General features: G+C 56.2%; 12 protein-coding genes. 2 read left to right on the top strand and 10 right to left on the bottom strand.

Going from position 1 to position 16,353, the window contains the following annotated elements; genetic code table 11:
• Window positions 1–16: 16 nt before the first annotated feature.
• Complete coding sequence (gene pflA, locus DFO52_RS09095) at window positions 17–757, top strand: pyruvate formate lyase 1-activating protein (RefSeq protein ID WP_023310991.1); 741 nt, start codon at window positions 17–19, stop codon at window positions 755–757.
• A gap of 36 nt (window positions 758–793) precedes the next feature.
• Here the strand turns inward: pflA and DFO52_RS09090 are convergent, their stop codons facing one another.
• The 10 genes from DFO52_RS09090 to lrp form a co-directional block, all read right to left on the bottom strand.
• Window positions 794–1,315, bottom strand: coding sequence for an anti-virulence regulator CigR family protein (locus DFO52_RS09090; RefSeq protein ID WP_133550196.1), 522 nt, complete (start codon window positions 1,313–1,315; stop codon window positions 794–796).
• Between the two features lie 123 nt (window positions 1,316–1,438).
• Window positions 1,439–2,587: an MFS transporter gene (locus tag DFO52_RS09085; RefSeq protein WP_133550194.1), complete on the bottom strand. Its 1,149-nt coding sequence runs from the start codon at window positions 2,585–2,587 to the stop codon at window positions 1,439–1,441.
• A gap of 275 nt (window positions 2,588–2,862) precedes the next feature.
• Entirely contained in the window at window positions 2,863–3,726 is an 864-nt protein-coding gene (locus DFO52_RS09080) for a dimethyl sulfoxide reductase anchor subunit family protein (RefSeq protein ID WP_029739492.1), read from the bottom strand.
• Window position 3,727: 1 nt separating this feature from the next.
• Complete coding sequence (locus DFO52_RS09075) at window positions 3,728–4,345, bottom strand: DMSO/selenate family reductase complex B subunit (protein WP_133550192.1); 618 nt, start codon at window positions 4,343–4,345, stop codon at window positions 3,728–3,730.
• A gap of 10 nt (window positions 4,346–4,355) precedes the next feature.
• The gene (gene dmsA / locus DFO52_RS09070; RefSeq protein ID WP_133550190.1) at window positions 4,356–6,800 is read right to left on the bottom strand and encodes a dimethylsulfoxide reductase subunit A; all 2,445 of its coding nucleotides are present in this window, start codon (window positions 6,798–6,800) and stop codon (window positions 4,356–4,358) included.
• A gap of 211 nt (window positions 6,801–7,011) precedes the next feature.
• Window positions 7,012–8,304, bottom strand: a complete 1,293-nt coding sequence (gene serS / locus DFO52_RS09065) for a serine--tRNA ligase (protein WP_133550187.1) — start codon at window positions 8,302–8,304, stop codon at window positions 7,012–7,014.
• 92 nt (window positions 8,305–8,396) lie between these two features.
• Window positions 8,397–9,740, bottom strand: a complete 1,344-nt coding sequence (gene rarA, locus DFO52_RS09060) for a replication-associated recombination protein RarA (protein WP_029739490.1) — start codon at window positions 9,738–9,740, stop codon at window positions 8,397–8,399.
• A gap of 9 nt (window positions 9,741–9,749) precedes the next feature.
• A complete protein-coding gene (gene lolA, locus DFO52_RS09055) occupies window positions 9,750–10,364 on the bottom strand; it encodes an outer membrane lipoprotein chaperone LolA (RefSeq protein WP_023310983.1) in 615 nt (204 codons plus the stop codon).
• 128 nt (window positions 10,365–10,492) lie between these two features.
• The gene (locus DFO52_RS09050) at window positions 10,493–14,176 is read right to left on the bottom strand and encodes a DNA translocase FtsK 4TM domain-containing protein (protein WP_133550185.1); all 3,684 of its coding nucleotides are present in this window, start codon (window positions 14,174–14,176) and stop codon (window positions 10,493–10,495) included.
• Between the two features lie 135 nt (window positions 14,177–14,311).
• Window positions 14,312–14,806, bottom strand: a complete 495-nt coding sequence (gene lrp / locus DFO52_RS09045; protein ID WP_000228469.1) for a leucine-responsive transcriptional regulator Lrp — start codon at window positions 14,804–14,806, stop codon at window positions 14,312–14,314.
• A 545-nt stretch (window positions 14,807–15,351) separates the two neighbouring features.
• On the opposite strand from lrp, the gene trxB reads away from it, so the two are divergent.
• Complete coding sequence (trxB, locus tag DFO52_RS09035) at window positions 15,352–16,320, top strand: thioredoxin-disulfide reductase (RefSeq protein ID WP_023616696.1); 969 nt, start codon at window positions 15,352–15,354, stop codon at window positions 16,318–16,320.
• Window positions 16,321–16,353 lie beyond the last annotated feature (33 nt).

Here is a 16,353-nt window from a genome sequence, read left to right as displayed (position 1 = left end):
TGGAGATATCACCGCAATGTCAATTATTGGTCGCATTCACTCCTTTGAATCCTGTGGCACCGTCGATGGCCCGGGCATCCGCTTCATCACTTTTTTCCAGGGCTGCCTGATGCGCTGCCTGTACTGCCATAACCGTGACACCTGGGATACGCACGGCGGTAAAGAAGTGACCGTTGAAGACTTGATGAAAGAGGTGGTGACCTACCGCCACTTTATGAACGCATCCGGCGGCGGCGTCACCGCATCCGGGGGTGAAGCCATTCTGCAGGCTGAATTTGTCCGCGACTGGTTCCGTGCCTGCCACAAAGAAGGCATTCATACCTGCCTGGACACCAACGGCTTCGTACGCCGCTACGATCCGGTTATCGACGAGCTGCTCGAAGTGACCGATCTGGTCATGCTCGATCTTAAACAGATGAACGATGAGATCCACCAGAACCTCGTTGGCGTCTCCAACCACCGCACGCTGGAATTCGCCAAATACATTGCCGATAAAGGCATCAAAACCTGGATCCGCTACGTAGTTGTTCCCGGCTGGTCAGATGACGACGACTCCGCGCACCGCCTCGGGGAATTTACCCGCGACATGGGCAACGTCGAGAAAATCGAGCTTCTGCCCTATCACGAGCTGGGTAAACATAAATGGGTGGCGATGGGCGAAGAGTACAAACTTGATGGCGTGAAGCCGCCGAAGAAAGAGACGATGGAACGCGTCAAAGGTATTCTTGAACAGTACGGCCACAAGGTGATGTATTAAAGAAAAGGCCCGGTGAGAACCGGGCCTTTTTATATTCTATTTAAAGACGCCGTTAATAACGGACGTCACAATCGCAGTGCTCAGCGCAATTAAGACCAGGTCGTCTCCGACCACGCGCCATTCATAGCCTGGGTAGGAAGGAAGCTGACCCAGCATTGAGGCCGGTACGGTTTTCTTCGCAATGCCCGGAGGCAACGGCTTACCGCGCGCCAGGTTTTTCGCGATCCCCGGAGGCAGAGAATCATAGCCCGTTAAGCCATAATTCAGCGCCAGATGGCGGGCATGATCGAAGCTCACGCGCGCGTCGACATCGTTACCGACATCTCTACTGTTTTTAAAGCTCTTATCCGATTTTCCAGGGTTATCCTGACCGTTATTTTGCTTATTGCCATGGTTACCAGAATTCCCGTTACCATGATTGCCGCCATTACCTTGCCCGCCACCGTTTCCGTGACCACCGCCATTCCCGTTTCCAGGATTAGCCATGACCGGAGCCGTTGCAAACGTTAAAGACAACACTACGGCAAGTGCGGTAGTGGAAAAACGACGAATAGACATGATTGCTGCCTTATAGTGGTAGGACTCACATGAATTATCGCCTGGCGCAATAAACAAACAATAAGTAAAACTCTTAGTTGTGACAGGGACAAAAAAGCCTGTCATCGACAGGCTTTTAATTAATCAGGCATGAGCCACAGGCGTTGGGTGTTCGCCCACTTTGCGCAGCAGCATTAAGAGATAAATAAACGATACGCTGGCGATCATGATAAACAATAAATTATCAGAGTAATTCTGCATCAGCATCGCGGTAAACGTCGGCCCTAATAAGCTGCCGATGGTATAGCTCAGTAACAGCGCCTGGTTCATTGCCACCAGCTGGTGATGTTCAACTTTCTCACAGGCCCAGGCCATCGCAACCGGATAGAGCGTAAAGCCGGCGGCCCCGAGAATAAACAGCGCAGGCGCCATCGCGGCGTTGCTGAGCATGGCAAGGCATCCCATAATCACCACAAAGACCTGAACGCGCAGCACCAGCAGACGGCCGAAACGATCCGCCAGTCGGCCAATTGGCCACTGCCCGACGATCCCCGCACTCACCATGACCGCCATCCAGAAACCAATTCCGGAATCGCTGACGCCCTGATGATTCAGATAGAGCGGCATCAGGCCGTAGAGCGAGCCCAGTACAATCCCCGAGATAATGCAGCCGTTAACGCCCAGACGCGCCTGGCGCAGTCTGAGCATTGGCCAGACGTGGGTCGCTTCCTGATGCTCGCTGTTCTGGTTCACAATGCGCGTGAAGAGCAGCGGCAGGATTGCGGCCAGCACCATGCCCGTGACCCACGGCAGAACGCTCATCAGGTCGGTTGGCAGCTTGCTGACCATCAGTTGCCCCAGCACGGTGCCGACATAATAAACCATCATGTAGGCCGCCAGCAGGCGTCCGCGGTTGCGGGAGGTGCCGCTGCACATCAGCGCACTTTCAACCACCACCCAAATCATCGCGCAGCCTACGCCAGCGATAAAGCGCCACGCCATCCAGCTCCAGAAGCCGACCATCAGGCCCAGCCCGGCACACCCGGCGGCGAAAATCAGCGAAGCCATATAATAGCTGCGATTAAAGCCAAAGCGCTTAATCAGGCTCCCGGTCACCAGCGTACCCAGCAGGTTCCCGGTAAAAAAGGACGAGCTGACCATACCCACCTGCCAGGTCGGTAAGTTTTCATGGGCGAGCCACAGCGGGACGAGCGTATTTAACACTGCGATCGCCAGGGTCAACAGAAGCAGGCCACAGAGCAACAGAAGCACTGGCCGGGTATAGGTGGTCATGGATTAAAAACCGTGAGGAAGTTCAGATTTCGTGCGCATCATGCCACTGGCAAAAACAAAGTCAATCCACTGACTTAGCCGCCTCGCACAATATGTTCCCTGTCGATTTAAAAAACTTATCCTGCTAATGCCACGCCTGCTATAGATATTAATTATGTGTCTGTTTTTATTTATTAATGGGCAAAATTAAAACAAAACGACAGTCGAAAAATTTCATGATCGAAAAAAGAAAAAGCCGGGCACTCAGGCCCGGCTTGATATAACGAAATGCAACGTTAGCTGGCGATAGCCATACCTACGGTCATATGCAACCCGTAGAACACGCCGCGGCCAATCAGTTCCCCCGCCAGGACCAGCACAAAGGCCAGGGACAGCAGCGGCAGTGCGGGCTGATAGCCTTTAAGCTGAGGAGCGATCCAGAATACCAACGCCGCGACCAGCAGAACGATGCGCCAGGCCATCAGAGAACCGTAGTCCGGCACCAGGGCAGAAGCCTGCTGAATAGAGCTGTGAATGGTTGCCAGTTCAGCCCCCTGCATCAGGGCGACCATCGCACTCACCACCAGCGCCAGCAGCGAAACAGCGGGCAGCAAACGCATTGCCCAACCGTCTACGCCCGCCACGCGCAGCAGCAGGTAGCCCAGCAGCGGTCCGCCGATAAACATCGTCAGGAAGAAGCTCATCGGCGTCCAGACGCTGTACCAGGTTGGAACGGTATCGATAGTGTTATAGACGCGCACCATCATCCACACGAACACCACGCCCAGAACCATCGTCACGATCAGCCACAGGCTGCGCAGACCCGCAGGCAATTTCTTCAAAGCGGCCAGCAGCCAGCCCAGCCCACCGACGGCAAAGAAAATTGCCCCGCTGGCAATCTCGTTACTGAGGGACGATGCCCCTACGCGGTTCAGAGAGTTAAACGCGCGCATCGGCGAACCCAGGTGCAGCGTAGAGGCGATAAAGCCAATTCCCATCAGCACCCACAGGCCAAACATGCTCAACACCAGACGCTGCTGCTGTTCGGCATTGAGGTTCCCTTTTAACAGCGCCAGCGCGAGCACAATGAAACCGCCCGCCACGCACTGACCAAAGACCGTGAAGATCATCAGCGGCCATTCATGCCATCCACTTCCCATCTCACACCTCCTTCGGGTTTGCCAGGTAGCCGGTGGTGTCACCAGTAGGACGGCTGTTGGCGTTAGGTTTAATCACAATGCTCGGCTTCGTGAAGTGCGCAGACGGCAGCGGCGCCACTGCGGCAAGCTGACCATGTTTTTGACGCAGCTCTTCAATCGGGCCGAAGTCCAGCGCGCGCAGCGGGCAGGACTCGACGCAAATCGGCTTTTTGCCATCCGCCACGCGGGTGTGGCAACCGTCGCATTTGGTCATATGACCTTTGGCGGCGTTGTACTGCGGCGCGCCGTACGGGCACGCCATGTGGCAGTACCGACAGCCGATGCAGACATCTTCATCCACCACCACAAAGCCGTCTTCACGCTTGTGCATCGCCCCGCTCGGGCAGACCTTGGTGCAGGCCGGATCTTCACAGTGGTTGCAGGCAATCGACAGGTAATAGGCAAAGACGTTCTGATGCCAGACGCCCTTATCTTCCTGCCAGTCGCCCCCGGCGTATTCGTAGATGCGTCGGAAGCTGACGTCAGGAGTCAGGTCTTTGTAATCTTTACAGGCCAGCTCGCAGGTTTTGCACCCGGTGCAACGGCTGGAATCAATAAAAAATCCATACTGGGTTGTCATCGGCTACTCCTTAAACCTTTTCAACCTGGACAAGGTTTGTGTGGGATGGGTTGCCCTTCGCCAGCGGCGACGGACGCTGCGTGGTCAGCACGTTAATACTGCCCGCCTGGTCGATGCGGTTGGCATCAGGGCTGTACCAGGCCCCTTCCCCCAGCGCCACCACGCCTGGCATCATGCGCGGCGTCACTTTGGCTTCAATGTGCACCTCGCCGCGCCCGTTGAAGATACGCACGCGATCGCCATTGCTGATGCCGCGTGCTTTGGCATCCATCGGGTTGATCCACATCTCCTGACGGCAGGCGGCCTTAAGTACGTCGACGTTGCCGTAGGTGGAGTGCACGCGCGCTTTGTAGTGGAAACCGGTCAGCTGCAGCGGGAATTTCGCCGTCAGCGGATCGTTGTAGTTCTCAAAACCCGGCGTGTAGATTGGCAGCGGATCGATAACGTCCCCTTCCGGCAGCTCCCAGGTCGACGCGATTTTTGCCAGCTCTTCGGAGTAGATTTCGATTTTGCCCGACGGCGTGGTCAGCGGGTTCGCCTGCGGATCTTCACGGAACGCTTTGTACGCCACGTGGTGCCCTTCCGGATCGCGCTGTTTGTACATACCCTGCTTGCGGAAGGTATCGAAATCAGGCAGGTCAGGGACCGCCTTACGGGAGAGTTCATGCAGATGGCGCATCCACCCTTCCTGTGTACGCCCCTCGGTAAACTGCTGCTCAACGCCAAGACGTTTCGCCAGCTCAGAGGTCATCTCATAGATGGTTTTGCACTCGAAGCGCGGTTTGATGGCCTGATCCGTAAAAATCACGTAGGACATGTTGCCGCAGGAGGCGTCCAGCGCGAAATCCATCTGCTCAGAGGCGGTGCAGTCCGGCAGCAGGATATCGGCGTATTTCGCCGAGGAGGTCATGTGGCAGTCGATCACCACAATCATCTCGCACTTCTTATCATCCTGCAGGATTTCATGGGTGCGGTTTATTTCGGAGTGCTGGTTGATGAGACAGTTACCGGCATAGTTCCAGATCATCTTGATTGGCACGTCCAGCTTGTCCTTGCCGCGCACGCCGTCGCGCAGGGCGGTCATTTCCGGGCCGCGTTCGATCGCATCGGTCCACATAAACATGGAGATGCTGGTCTGAACAGGGTTATCCAGCGTCGGCATACGTTCAAACGGCACTTCATACGAGCCTTCACGCGCGCCGGTGTTACCGCCGTGAATACCGACGTTGCCGGTTAGAATGGAGAGCATGGAGATGGCACGGGTCGCGATTTCGCCGTTCGCATGGCGCTGCGGTCCCCAGCCCTGGCTGATATAGGCCGGTTTGGCCGAGCCAATCTCGCGCGCCAGCTGAACGATACGCTCGGCCGGAATACCGGTGATGGTGGACGCCCACTCGGGCGTTTTCGCCACGCCGTCGCTGCCCTGACCGAGAATATAGGCCTTGTAATGGCCATTTGCAGGCGCGCTGGCTGGCAGGGTTTTCTCGTCATAGCCGACGCAGTATTTATCCAGGAAAGCCTGATCGACGAGGTTTTCAGTGATCATCACCCATGCCAGCGCTGACACTAATGCCGCATCGGTACCCGGACGGATTGGGATCCACTCGTCTTCACGTCCGGCGCCGGTGTCGGTATAGCGCGGATCGATGATGATCATGCGGGCATTGGATTTTGCGCGGGCCTGTTCCAGGTAGTAGGTTACCCCGCCGCCGCTCATGCGGGTTTCGCCCGGGTTGTTACCAAACAGCACGACCAGCTTACTGTTTTCGATATCGGACGGGCTGTTGCCGTCCGCCCAGCCGCCGTATGTGTAGTTCAGGCCAGCAGCAATCTGCGCCGATGAGTAGTCGCCGTAGTGATTAAGATAACCGCCGCAGCAGTTCATCAGGCGCGCCACCAGCGTTTTTCCCGGCGGCCAGGAGCGGGTCAGCGTGCCGCCGAGCGTCCCGGTGCCGTAGTTCAGGTAGATGGATTCGTTGCCGTACTCTTTGATAAGGCGCTGCATATTGGTGGCGATGATGTCGTAGGCTTCGTCCCAGCTAATGCGCTCGAACTTCCCTTCCCCACGCTTACCGACGCGCTTCATCGGATATTTCAGGCGGTCCGGATTATACACGCGACGACGCATGGAGCGGCCGCGCAGACAGGCGCGAACCTGATGTAACCCTTCATAGTTATCGTCCCCGGTATTGTCGGTTTCGACATATTTAATTTCGCCATCCACCACGTGCATACGCAGCGGACAACGGCTACCGCAGTTAACGGTACAGGCACTCCACACCACTTTTTCCGGAGCTGAAGCGGGGGATAATGCATCCGCCGCTGAAGCCAGTCGGGTAAAAGGGAGCGTGAAAGCGCTGCTGGCTACGGCCAGGCCGCCTATTGCCGTGGTTTTCATCAACCCACGGCGAGTGACCTCGGCAGCCATTAATGCTTCAGGCGCGTTGATTTTCATAGAGACTCACTTTGGTTGCTCACAAAGAAAAGAGTGGCGGCGCAAACCGCTATGTAGTTTTATATACAACGAATTTTTACGTAATCAGCTTTTTATACTGACTTTCATTCGGAGGAGTATTACTACTTTAGAGGGAGGGGGTATTGCGTCGTGTCAATTCAGCGGCATAAAAAAAGCGCCTAAAGGCGCTTTTTTGTTGTGAGGCAAAGAATTAGCCGATGTACTGCTGGCCTTTCATGTATGGACGCAACACTTCAGGGATCTCAATACGACCGTCTGCCTGCTGATAGTTTTCCAGCACGGCAACCAGCGTACGGCCCACAGCCAGACCAGAACCGTTCAGGGTATGCACCAGACGGGTTTTCTTGTCAGATTTGCTGCGGCAGCGTGCCTGCATACGACGCGCCTGGAAATCCCAGACGTTAGAGCAGGAGGAGATTTCACGGTAGGTGTTCTGCGCAGGCACCCACACTTCCAGATCGAAGGTTTTGCAGGCGCCAAAGCCCATATCACCGGTGCACAGGGCCATACGACGGTACGGCAGACCCAGCAGCTCCAGCACTTTTTCAGCGTGGCCGGTCATCTCTTCCAGCGCGTCCATGGACTCTTCGGGACGGACGATCTGCACCATCTCAACTTTGTCGAACTGGTGCATACGGATCAGACCGCGCGTGTCGCGACCGTAAGAACCTGCTTCAGAACGGAAGCACGGAGAGTGTGCCGTCAGCTTAATTGGCAGGTCGTCTTCATCGATGATCTCATCACGCACGAGGTTAGTCAGCGGCACTTCAGCGGTTGGGATCAGCGCGTAGTTGCTGCTGTCTGCTTCCTCGTCCAGCGGACGGGTATGGAACAGGTCGCCTGCAAATTTCGGCAGCTGACCCGTACCGTACAGCGTATCGTGGTTGACCAGATACGGCACGTAGGTTTCGCTGTAGCCATGCTGCTCGGTGTGCAGATCCAGCATGAACTGCGCCAGCGCGCGGTGCAGATGGGCAATCTGGCCTTTCAGCACCACAAAACGGGAGCCGGTCAGCTTAACCGCTGCCGCAAAGTCCAGGCCCGCGTGCATTTCGCCCAGCGTCACGTGATCGCGCACTTCGAAGTCAAACTCACGAGGCGTACCCCAGCGTTTCACTTCAACGTTGTCGTTTTCATCTTTGCCGACAGGCACGCTGTCGTCAGGAATATTCGGGATAGCCAGGGCAATATCACGAATCTCGGCCTGAAGAACGTCCAGCTCAGCTTTCGCCTGATCCAGTTCTTCACCCAGTTTGTTCACTTCCAGGCGTAATGGCTCAATATCTTCCCCGCGCGCTTTCGCCTGGCCGATGGATTTCGATCGAGAGTTACGCTCTGCCTGCAGATTTTCAGTTTGTACCTGCAGTACTTTACGACGCTCTTCAAGAGCGCGCAGCTTATCTACATCCAGCTTAAAGCCCCGGCGTGCCAGTTTTTCAGCGACTGCGTCTGGCTCATTACGCAGCAGATTGGGATCGAGCATGCTTATCCTGTGCTTATCGAATTAAAATAGGAAAATGTGACCACAGCCTGCGGCCACAAGGATACATTGCCAACATTACCGCAACGATTGAACTAACGGTAGCGTTTTATAGGGCTATTTTGATCCTGTCCGGCGAGCCAGGTGAGCTTTTCACCAATCTTGCCTTCAAGACCTCTGTTTGTGGGGTGATAATAGCGCGTTTGTGCCATCTCCTGCGGGAAATATTCCTCTCCGGCAGCGTAGGCGTTGGGTTCATCATGAGCGTAACGATACTCCTGCCCATACCCCATCTCTTTCATCAGTTTAGTCGGCGCGTTACGCAGATGAACCGGCACATCGTAGTCCGGGCGTTCACGCGCGTCTGACATCGCCGCTTTGAAAGCGGTATAAACTGCATTACTTTTCGGCGCGCAGGCCAGATACACAATCGCCTGCGCAATGGCACGTTCGCCTTCCGCAGGTCCAACGCGGGTGAAGCAGTCCCAGGCCGACAGCGCGACCTGCATGGCGCGAGGATCGGCATTGCCGACATCTTCTGACGCAATCGCCAGACAGCGACGCGCGACATATAAAGGATCGCCACCCGCAGTGATAATGCGCGCGTACCAGTAAAGCGCCGCATCTGGCGCGCTGCCGCGCACGGACTTATGCAGCGCCGAGATCAGGTCGTAAAAACGGTCGCCTTTGTTATCGAAACGCGCGCTGCGTTCACCCGCAATTTCGGTGAGCAGTTCCTGCTTCAGCACCCGCTTCCCGGCATCGTCGACTTCGGCCATATCGGCCATCATTTCCAGCGTATTCAGCGCACGACGCGCATCGCCGTTGACCAGCTCGGCGATCGCACGACGCGTGTCGTCAGGCAGAACGATATCCTGCCCGCCGTAGCCGCGCGCTTTGTCGTCCATCGCCTGGGTGAGAACCTTTTCGATATCCTCGGTGGTCAGCGATTTGAGCAGGTAAACGCGCGCGCGGGATAGCAGCGCCGAGTTCAGTTCAAACGATGGGTTTTCGGTGGTCGCACCGATGAAGAAGATCGTGCCGTCTTCAATATGCGGCAGGAAGGCATCCTGCTGGCTCTTGTTGAAGCGGTGGACTTCGTCCACGAAGAGGATGGTGCGCCGTCCGGCATTGCGGTTCTGCCGCGCACGCTCGATCGCCTCACGGATCTCCTTCACGCCGGAGGTGACCGCCGAAATGCGTTCAACGTCCGCGTTGGCATAGCGGGCGATCACTTCTGCAAGCGTGGTCTTGCCGGTGCCAGGGGGGCCCCAGAGAATCATGGAGTGAAGATGCCCGGCCTCAATGGCGCGCGGCAATGGCTTACCGGCAGCCAGCAGGTGCTGCTGGCCGATGTACTGCGCTAAATTTTCTGGCCGCATACGAGCGGCCAGAGGTTGAAACGCGTTATCTGAAAAATCGAGCGACAGATTGCCCACTCACGCCTCTTACTTATTGCGTTGGTCGTCCACCGTTACGCCCTGCGGCGGGGTAAAGGTGAATTTCGATGCATCAACGGCGCCGTTCTGCTGAGATTTAAGCTGGTAGCTGCTGCGCTGATCGTCCTGCTCAACCGCGCCGAACTGATTAATGGTACCGTTGGTGCTTACGTTAATGGTGAACTGCTTCAGGTTGCCGTTGCTGCCTTTCGGCGTCAGGACAAACTCGTCACCCGTCTGTTTAATATTGTACTGCTGCCAGTCGCTGGACTGGTTACGGGCAATCAGCATAAACGGTGTATTGCTGGTGGCATCTTTCAGCCAGGTCGCCGTTGCCTGCTCAACGAACGGGTTGAAGAACCATAAGGTTTTACCGTCAGAGACCAGGATGCTTTCATCCGGCTGGGTCATGTGCCAGTTGAACAGATTCGGGCGTTTTACCCACAAATCTCCCTGACCTTCCTGCACCGCGTTGCCGCTGCCGTCCGTCACTTTTTGCGTGAAGCTGGCGTGGAAGCTGCTTACTTTATCCAGTCGGCTTTTAAGGTCGCTGGCTGCATCAGCCCAGACGCTGCTGGCGACAAAACTGGTGAGTAATGCACAGGCGATGGCGATTTTTTTCATTGTTATTCCTTAAAATACGTCTTCCCGATATGGGGTTTCCGTCTTCTATTCTGGACCTGCCCGAAGGCAGGCGACAGAAGAAAATGCTTAATTTTGGCTGATTTACCCTTCTTTGCAATCGCTGAAGGTTAATCAAACGGCGGCGGCGCCAGCACCTCGCGGTTACCGTTATGCCCCTGCTCGCTCACAATGCCCTGCGCTTCCATCTGCTCAATGATGCGCGCCGCGCGGTTATAGCCGATGCGGAACTGACGCTGCACGCCTGAGATGGACGCTTTGCGTTTTTCGGTAACGAAGTTAACCGCCTGATCGAATAACGGATCCAGCTCTTCGCCGCCGTCGAAGCCACCGCCGCCGCCTTCGCTTTCCGTGTCGCTGGTAATACCGTCAACGTATTGCGGACGACCGCGCGCCTTCCAGTCCTGCACGACGGCGTGTACTTCCTCATCGCGGACGAACGCACCGTGGACACGCACCGGAGAGGTGGAGTTCGGGCCGGAATAGAGCATATCACCCATACCCAGCAGCGACTCTGCGCCGCCCTGATCAAGAATGGTACGTGAGTCAATTTTACTGGATACGGTAAAGGCGATACGCGTCGGGATGTTCGCTTTGATAAGACCGGTGATAACGTCCACGGAAGGACGCTGGGTCGCGAGCACAAGGTGAATACCGGCCGCACGCGCTTTCTGCGCCAGACGGGCAATCAGCTCTTCCACTTTCTTACCGACGGTCATCATCAGGTCAGCAAATTCATCGACCAGCACGACGATATAAGGCAGTTTTTCCAGCACCGGATGCTGGGCATCCATGCTGTCACCCGGCTTCCAGTAAGGATCCGGGATTGGACGTCCCATGCGCACAGCCTGGGCAATTTTCTCGTTATAGCCGGCCAGGTTACGCACGCCCAACGCAGACATCAGCTTGTAGCGGCGTTCCATCTCGTTGACGCTCCAGCGCAAGGCGTTGGCGGCGTCCTTCATGTCGGTAACCACTTCGGTCAGCAGATGTGGGATGCCTTCGTAGACCGACAGTTCGAGCATTTTCGGGTCGATCATGATGAAACGCACATCTTCCGGCTGCGCTTTATAGAGCATGCTGAGGATCATGGCGTTCACCCCGACAGACTTACCGGAACCGGTAGTACCCGCGACCAGCAGGTGAGGCATTTTGGCGAGATCTGCCACCACCGGATCGCCCGCGATATCTTTACCCAGCACCACGGTCAGCGGGGACGGGTTATCGCGGAACTTGGTGTTATCCAGCACTTCACGCAGGTAGACGGTCTGACGTTTCTTGTTCGGCAGCTCGAGGCCAACGTAAGGCTTGCCTGGGATCACTTCCACCACACGCACCGCAACGGTCGACAGAGAACGCGCCAGGTCGCGGGACAGGTTGGAAATACGCGCGGCTTTAACGCCAGGCGCCAGGTTCAGTTCAAAACGGGTGATAACAGGACCCGGGGAGTAGTTCACCACGTCCGCCTTGATGCGGAAGTCAGCCAGACGCGCTTCCACCAGACGCGCCATCTGCTCAAGCGCGAAGGTATCAACCGGCTCCACTTCTGACGGCGGCGGCGTTAACAGATCCAGAGACGGCAGCGGCGTGCTTGGACGCTGCAGCGGACGGCTGTCACCGTTACGCATCAGCAGCGGGTGAATCAGACTTTCCTGCGGCTGAGGCGCAGGCTGCTGGAACTGTGGTGGCTGCTGCGGTTGCTGAACAGGTTGATGCGGCTGCGCATACGGCTGCTGAACAGGCTGCTGCGGCTGCACGTAGGCTTGTGGTGCTGGCTGCTGGCGCACAGGCTCCGCTTCCGGCATCACGCTCGGGGTAAATAAAGGCTCGCTCGGGCCATCATCCACCAGATCCTTCATTGGCGAGAATTCAAAATCAGACAGCGAGAACGGATTTGCGCCAGCCGGTTGCTCACCGGAATAGCGCTGCTGCTGGGTGGCGGCGAACTGGCGCGCCAGTTCTGCTTCAGCCGCGTCCTCTTCGTCTTCCAGCATAGGTTCATCGTGCTGATATTCTTCACCGTAGCGCTGATTCTGCTGCGCAGCGAACTGACGGGCCAGCTCGTCCTGCTGCATTTCATCGGCGTCATCTTCGTACTCAGGCTCGCGCGCTTTCTCTTCGGCCATACGCTGGGAAGGCAGCTTGATGCCATAAGAGGCAAGCTCACGGCGGGTTGGAACGCGAACGCGGTTAGGGCGAGGCAGTTGCGGACCAATCCCCTCCTTCACCTGAGGACGTGGCGTGCCCCCGGTTGCCAGGCTAAAGACAGGTGCAGCTACGGCAGCGGCCGCGGTAGCCTGCTTCAAGCTTTCCGCTACGGGTGCGACTGCAGGCGTCGGGTCGATCGGTGGAACGGAAACAGAAGGCGCTTTCGTCACCGGCTCCTGCACCGGTTCAGGCACAGGCTGGTACCAGGCCGCCAGCTGCTCGCGTTCACGCGCACGACGCTCTTCAACTTCTTCAAAATAGTACATCGGTGGACGAGAGGGTTTTACCTCTTCCACGATTTCAGGTTCAGGCTGCGGCTCTACATAAAGCTGCACAGGTTCAACCGGCTCAGGCACATACTCCTGATAAGGTTGGGCCACAGGCTGTTCATAGTGCGGGTAATCTTGCGGTTCATACGCGGGCTGCTGCCACTGCTCCTGCTGCACAGGGATGTAGCTTTCAGGTTCAGGCGCGATAACCGGCTCCGGCGTGTGAACGCCTGGCGCAGTCTGCCAGTCAACCTGAGGCTGCTGAATAACGGATTCCGGTGGCGAAACCGGCGCGGATGGCATCACGGCGTCGACAGGCGCGGCATACGCCTGCGCAGCGGTCGTCGCGGCTGCGGCGGCCGCAACCGGCTCGGTAACCGAATGGCCATTTAACAGCGGATCGTATTCGTCGAAGTCACCCGGAGTGGCCCGGCTGCCGGAGAAGAGCACATCGTCAGGATCGACGGCGACACCCGCCGCGCGATACGCTACCTGCTCGTCTTCATCCATGCGTTTACCGGAGAAGAGCGCCGCATCGGTTTTACGACCCAGCGGGTTGGCAAATTTCTCAGCAACACGCTGACGACGGGCCAGCGCGCCGCGCAGAATACGCGCACGACGAGACTCGCGACGCTTCACAGGCGCGTCATCTTCCTCTTCATCTTCGTATTCTTCTTCATCAACCCACGTATCGTCACGGCGAGTACGGTTGCTGGCGAAAGTCAGAATGGTGAGGATAAAACTTCCGATCTTCTCGGCAATGCTCACCCAGGACCAGCCGGTAAACAGCGTCAGCCCGGCCGCCCAGATACACAGCAGCGCCAGCGTGCCGCCGCTGCTGTGCAGCATCGGCTGCAGCGCAGAACTGAGTAAACTGCCGATCACCCCGCCAGAGGCGAAGTACCAGATATCATCCGCATTGATTGCCGCCAGCCCGCACGAGGTGAGGATCAGCGCCAGCGCGCCAATCAGGCGCAGCGACACGGCAAAATAGTCGATGTAATCATCGTTCTGACGATGACGCCACGCAAACCAGCATCCGCCAATGATAATGACGGGAAGGGTGTAGGCCATCACACCGAAAATGAAGAACAGCGTGTCCGCCAGCCAGGCACCGGGGACACCGCCTAAATTATGGATAGGCTCATGCCATGCAGTTTGTGACCAGCTGGGATCTGAGGGGTTGAAACTGAGTAAGGCTGCCATCAGCCAGACGGCAAAAAGGGCAATAACAATCAGCAAAGCCTCGAGGAGACGACGTCCGCTGCTTAGCTTCGATAGTGTGACTTCTTTGTCTTCAGTGTATTCCTGGCTCAAAAAAGGCTCTCCAGGTATCAGGCATATCCTGCCTTTTTGCTAAAACGGACAACAGCGCCGGGACTCCCCGGCACTGTTGCTGTATGGATTAACAGGAGTGTAATCAAACTACGCTGATTTTGCACCTGTTCCGTGTTAGCGCGTCTTAATAACCAGACGATTGCTCTGTTTGACCTCTTCCATCACCACATACGTACGGGTGTCGTTCACGCCTGGCAGACGCAGCAGGGTTTCCCCCAGCAGCTTACGGTAGGCGGACATATCAGGCACACGGGTTTTCAACAGGTAGTCGAAATCACCGGACACCAGGTGACACTCTTGAATTTCTTCAAGTTTTTGTACAGCGGCGTTAAATTGCTCAAACACATCCGGCGCACCACGATTCAGAGTAATCTCAACAAATACCAGAAGTGAGGCATCCAGATAATGCGGGTTCAGCAGAGCAGTATAGCCCTGAATGAAACCCTGTCTTTCCAGTCGGCGCACACGCTCAAGGCACGGCGTCGGGGAAAGTCCCACACGTTTTGAAAGCTCGACGTTGGAAATACGCCCATCCTTTTGCAATTCATTAAGAATGTTACGATCGATACGGTCGAGATCTTTGCCAGGGCGCTTCTTGCTATCTACCATTATTATTGTCTCTCTGTATTCCTTCCCTACTCCTGCCTGGACCCTGTGCACATCACTGTTCAGAGCCTGTACCCGTTAGTCATCACATCGCCTGGTTTTGTATTAGACGCGATGCGGATTCGGGTTCTGTTGGTAAGAAGACCGTTGCCCGAAGGCAGTCACCGACATCACGTATGGCGTCTGTCCACGCCATGCGTAGATTTCACTGACCCGGTAAAAATGGCATTTACGTGCATGCCTATGCGGCATACGGTTAACGCGGTTTTTTTTTCTTCCTTGAATGTTTTCGCAAAAGCGCAGGGGATTGTCAAAGCAAAACATCGTTTTTTAGTACAACATGCCGGATATTCATTACGGCAGGGTATTAATCCTCATTTTATTGCCTTACAAACGACCGGTTTTCAGGCGAAAGCGTGATGTTATAGCGCGCCACTCATCGTCCGTGGCTATTACACAGATTGATATCAAAATTGCTGCGCTCTTTTTTTACGACAACAAATTCCCTACAATCCAGCCAAATGTCTGCCAACAACAATGGGGATCTCATGGGCACGGCCAAACACAGTAAGCTGCTAATCCTTGGTTCTGGACCTGCGGGATATACCGCAGCGGTCTATGCTGCACGCGCTAACCTGCACCCGGTACTCATCACCGGTATGGAAAAAGGCGGTCAGCTGACCACCACCACCGAAGTGGAAAACTGGCCAGGGGACCCGAACGACCTGACCGGGCCGCTGCTGATGGAACGTATGCACGAGCATGCCGCTAAATTCGAAACTGAAATTCTGTTCGACCACATCAATAAGGTCGATCTGCAGAACCGTCCGTTCCGCCTGACGGGCGACAGCGGCGAATACACCTGTGATGCGCTGATCGTCGCCACCGGCGCCTCTGCCCGTTACCTCGGTCTGCCATCCGAAGAAGCATTCAAAGGCCGCGGCGTCTCTGCCTGCGCAACCTGTGACGGTTTCTTCTACCGTAATCAGAAAGTCGCGGTCATCGGCGGCGGCAACACCGCAGTGGAAGAAGCGCTCTACCTGGCGAACATTGCCTCTGAAGTGCACCTGATCCACCGTCGCGAAACCTTCCGCGCGGAGAAGATCCTGATCAAACGCCTGATGGATAAAGTGGCAAGCGGCAACATCGTGCTGCATACCAACCGTACCCTGGAAGAGGTGACGGGCGACCAGATGGGCGTTGCCGGTCTGCGTATCCGTGATACCCAGAACACCGATAACGTCGAAACGCTTGAAGTGGCGGGTCTGTTTGTGGCGATCGGCCACAGCCCGAACACCGCAATCTTCGACGGTCAGCTGGAGCTGGAAAACGGCTACATCAAAGTGCAGTCCGGCATTCACGGTAATGCGACCCAGACCAGCATCCCGGGCGTGTTCGCGGCTGGCGACGTGATGGACCACATTTATCGTCAGGCGATTACCTCTGCGGGCACCGGCTGTATGGCCGCTCTGGACGCTGAACGCTACCTCGATGGACTGGCTGAACAAGGTAAATAATCTTTACAAGTCAGTAACAAACGTAAATAAAGG

It is taken from the genome of Enterobacter sp. AG326, assembly GCF_004362415.1.
Classification (GTDB): Bacteria; Pseudomonadota; Gammaproteobacteria; order Enterobacterales; family Enterobacteriaceae; genus Enterobacter; species Enterobacter asburiae.
Note: the sequence above shows the minus strand (reverse complement) of the source record. Positions and strands in the feature narration are given on the sequence as shown.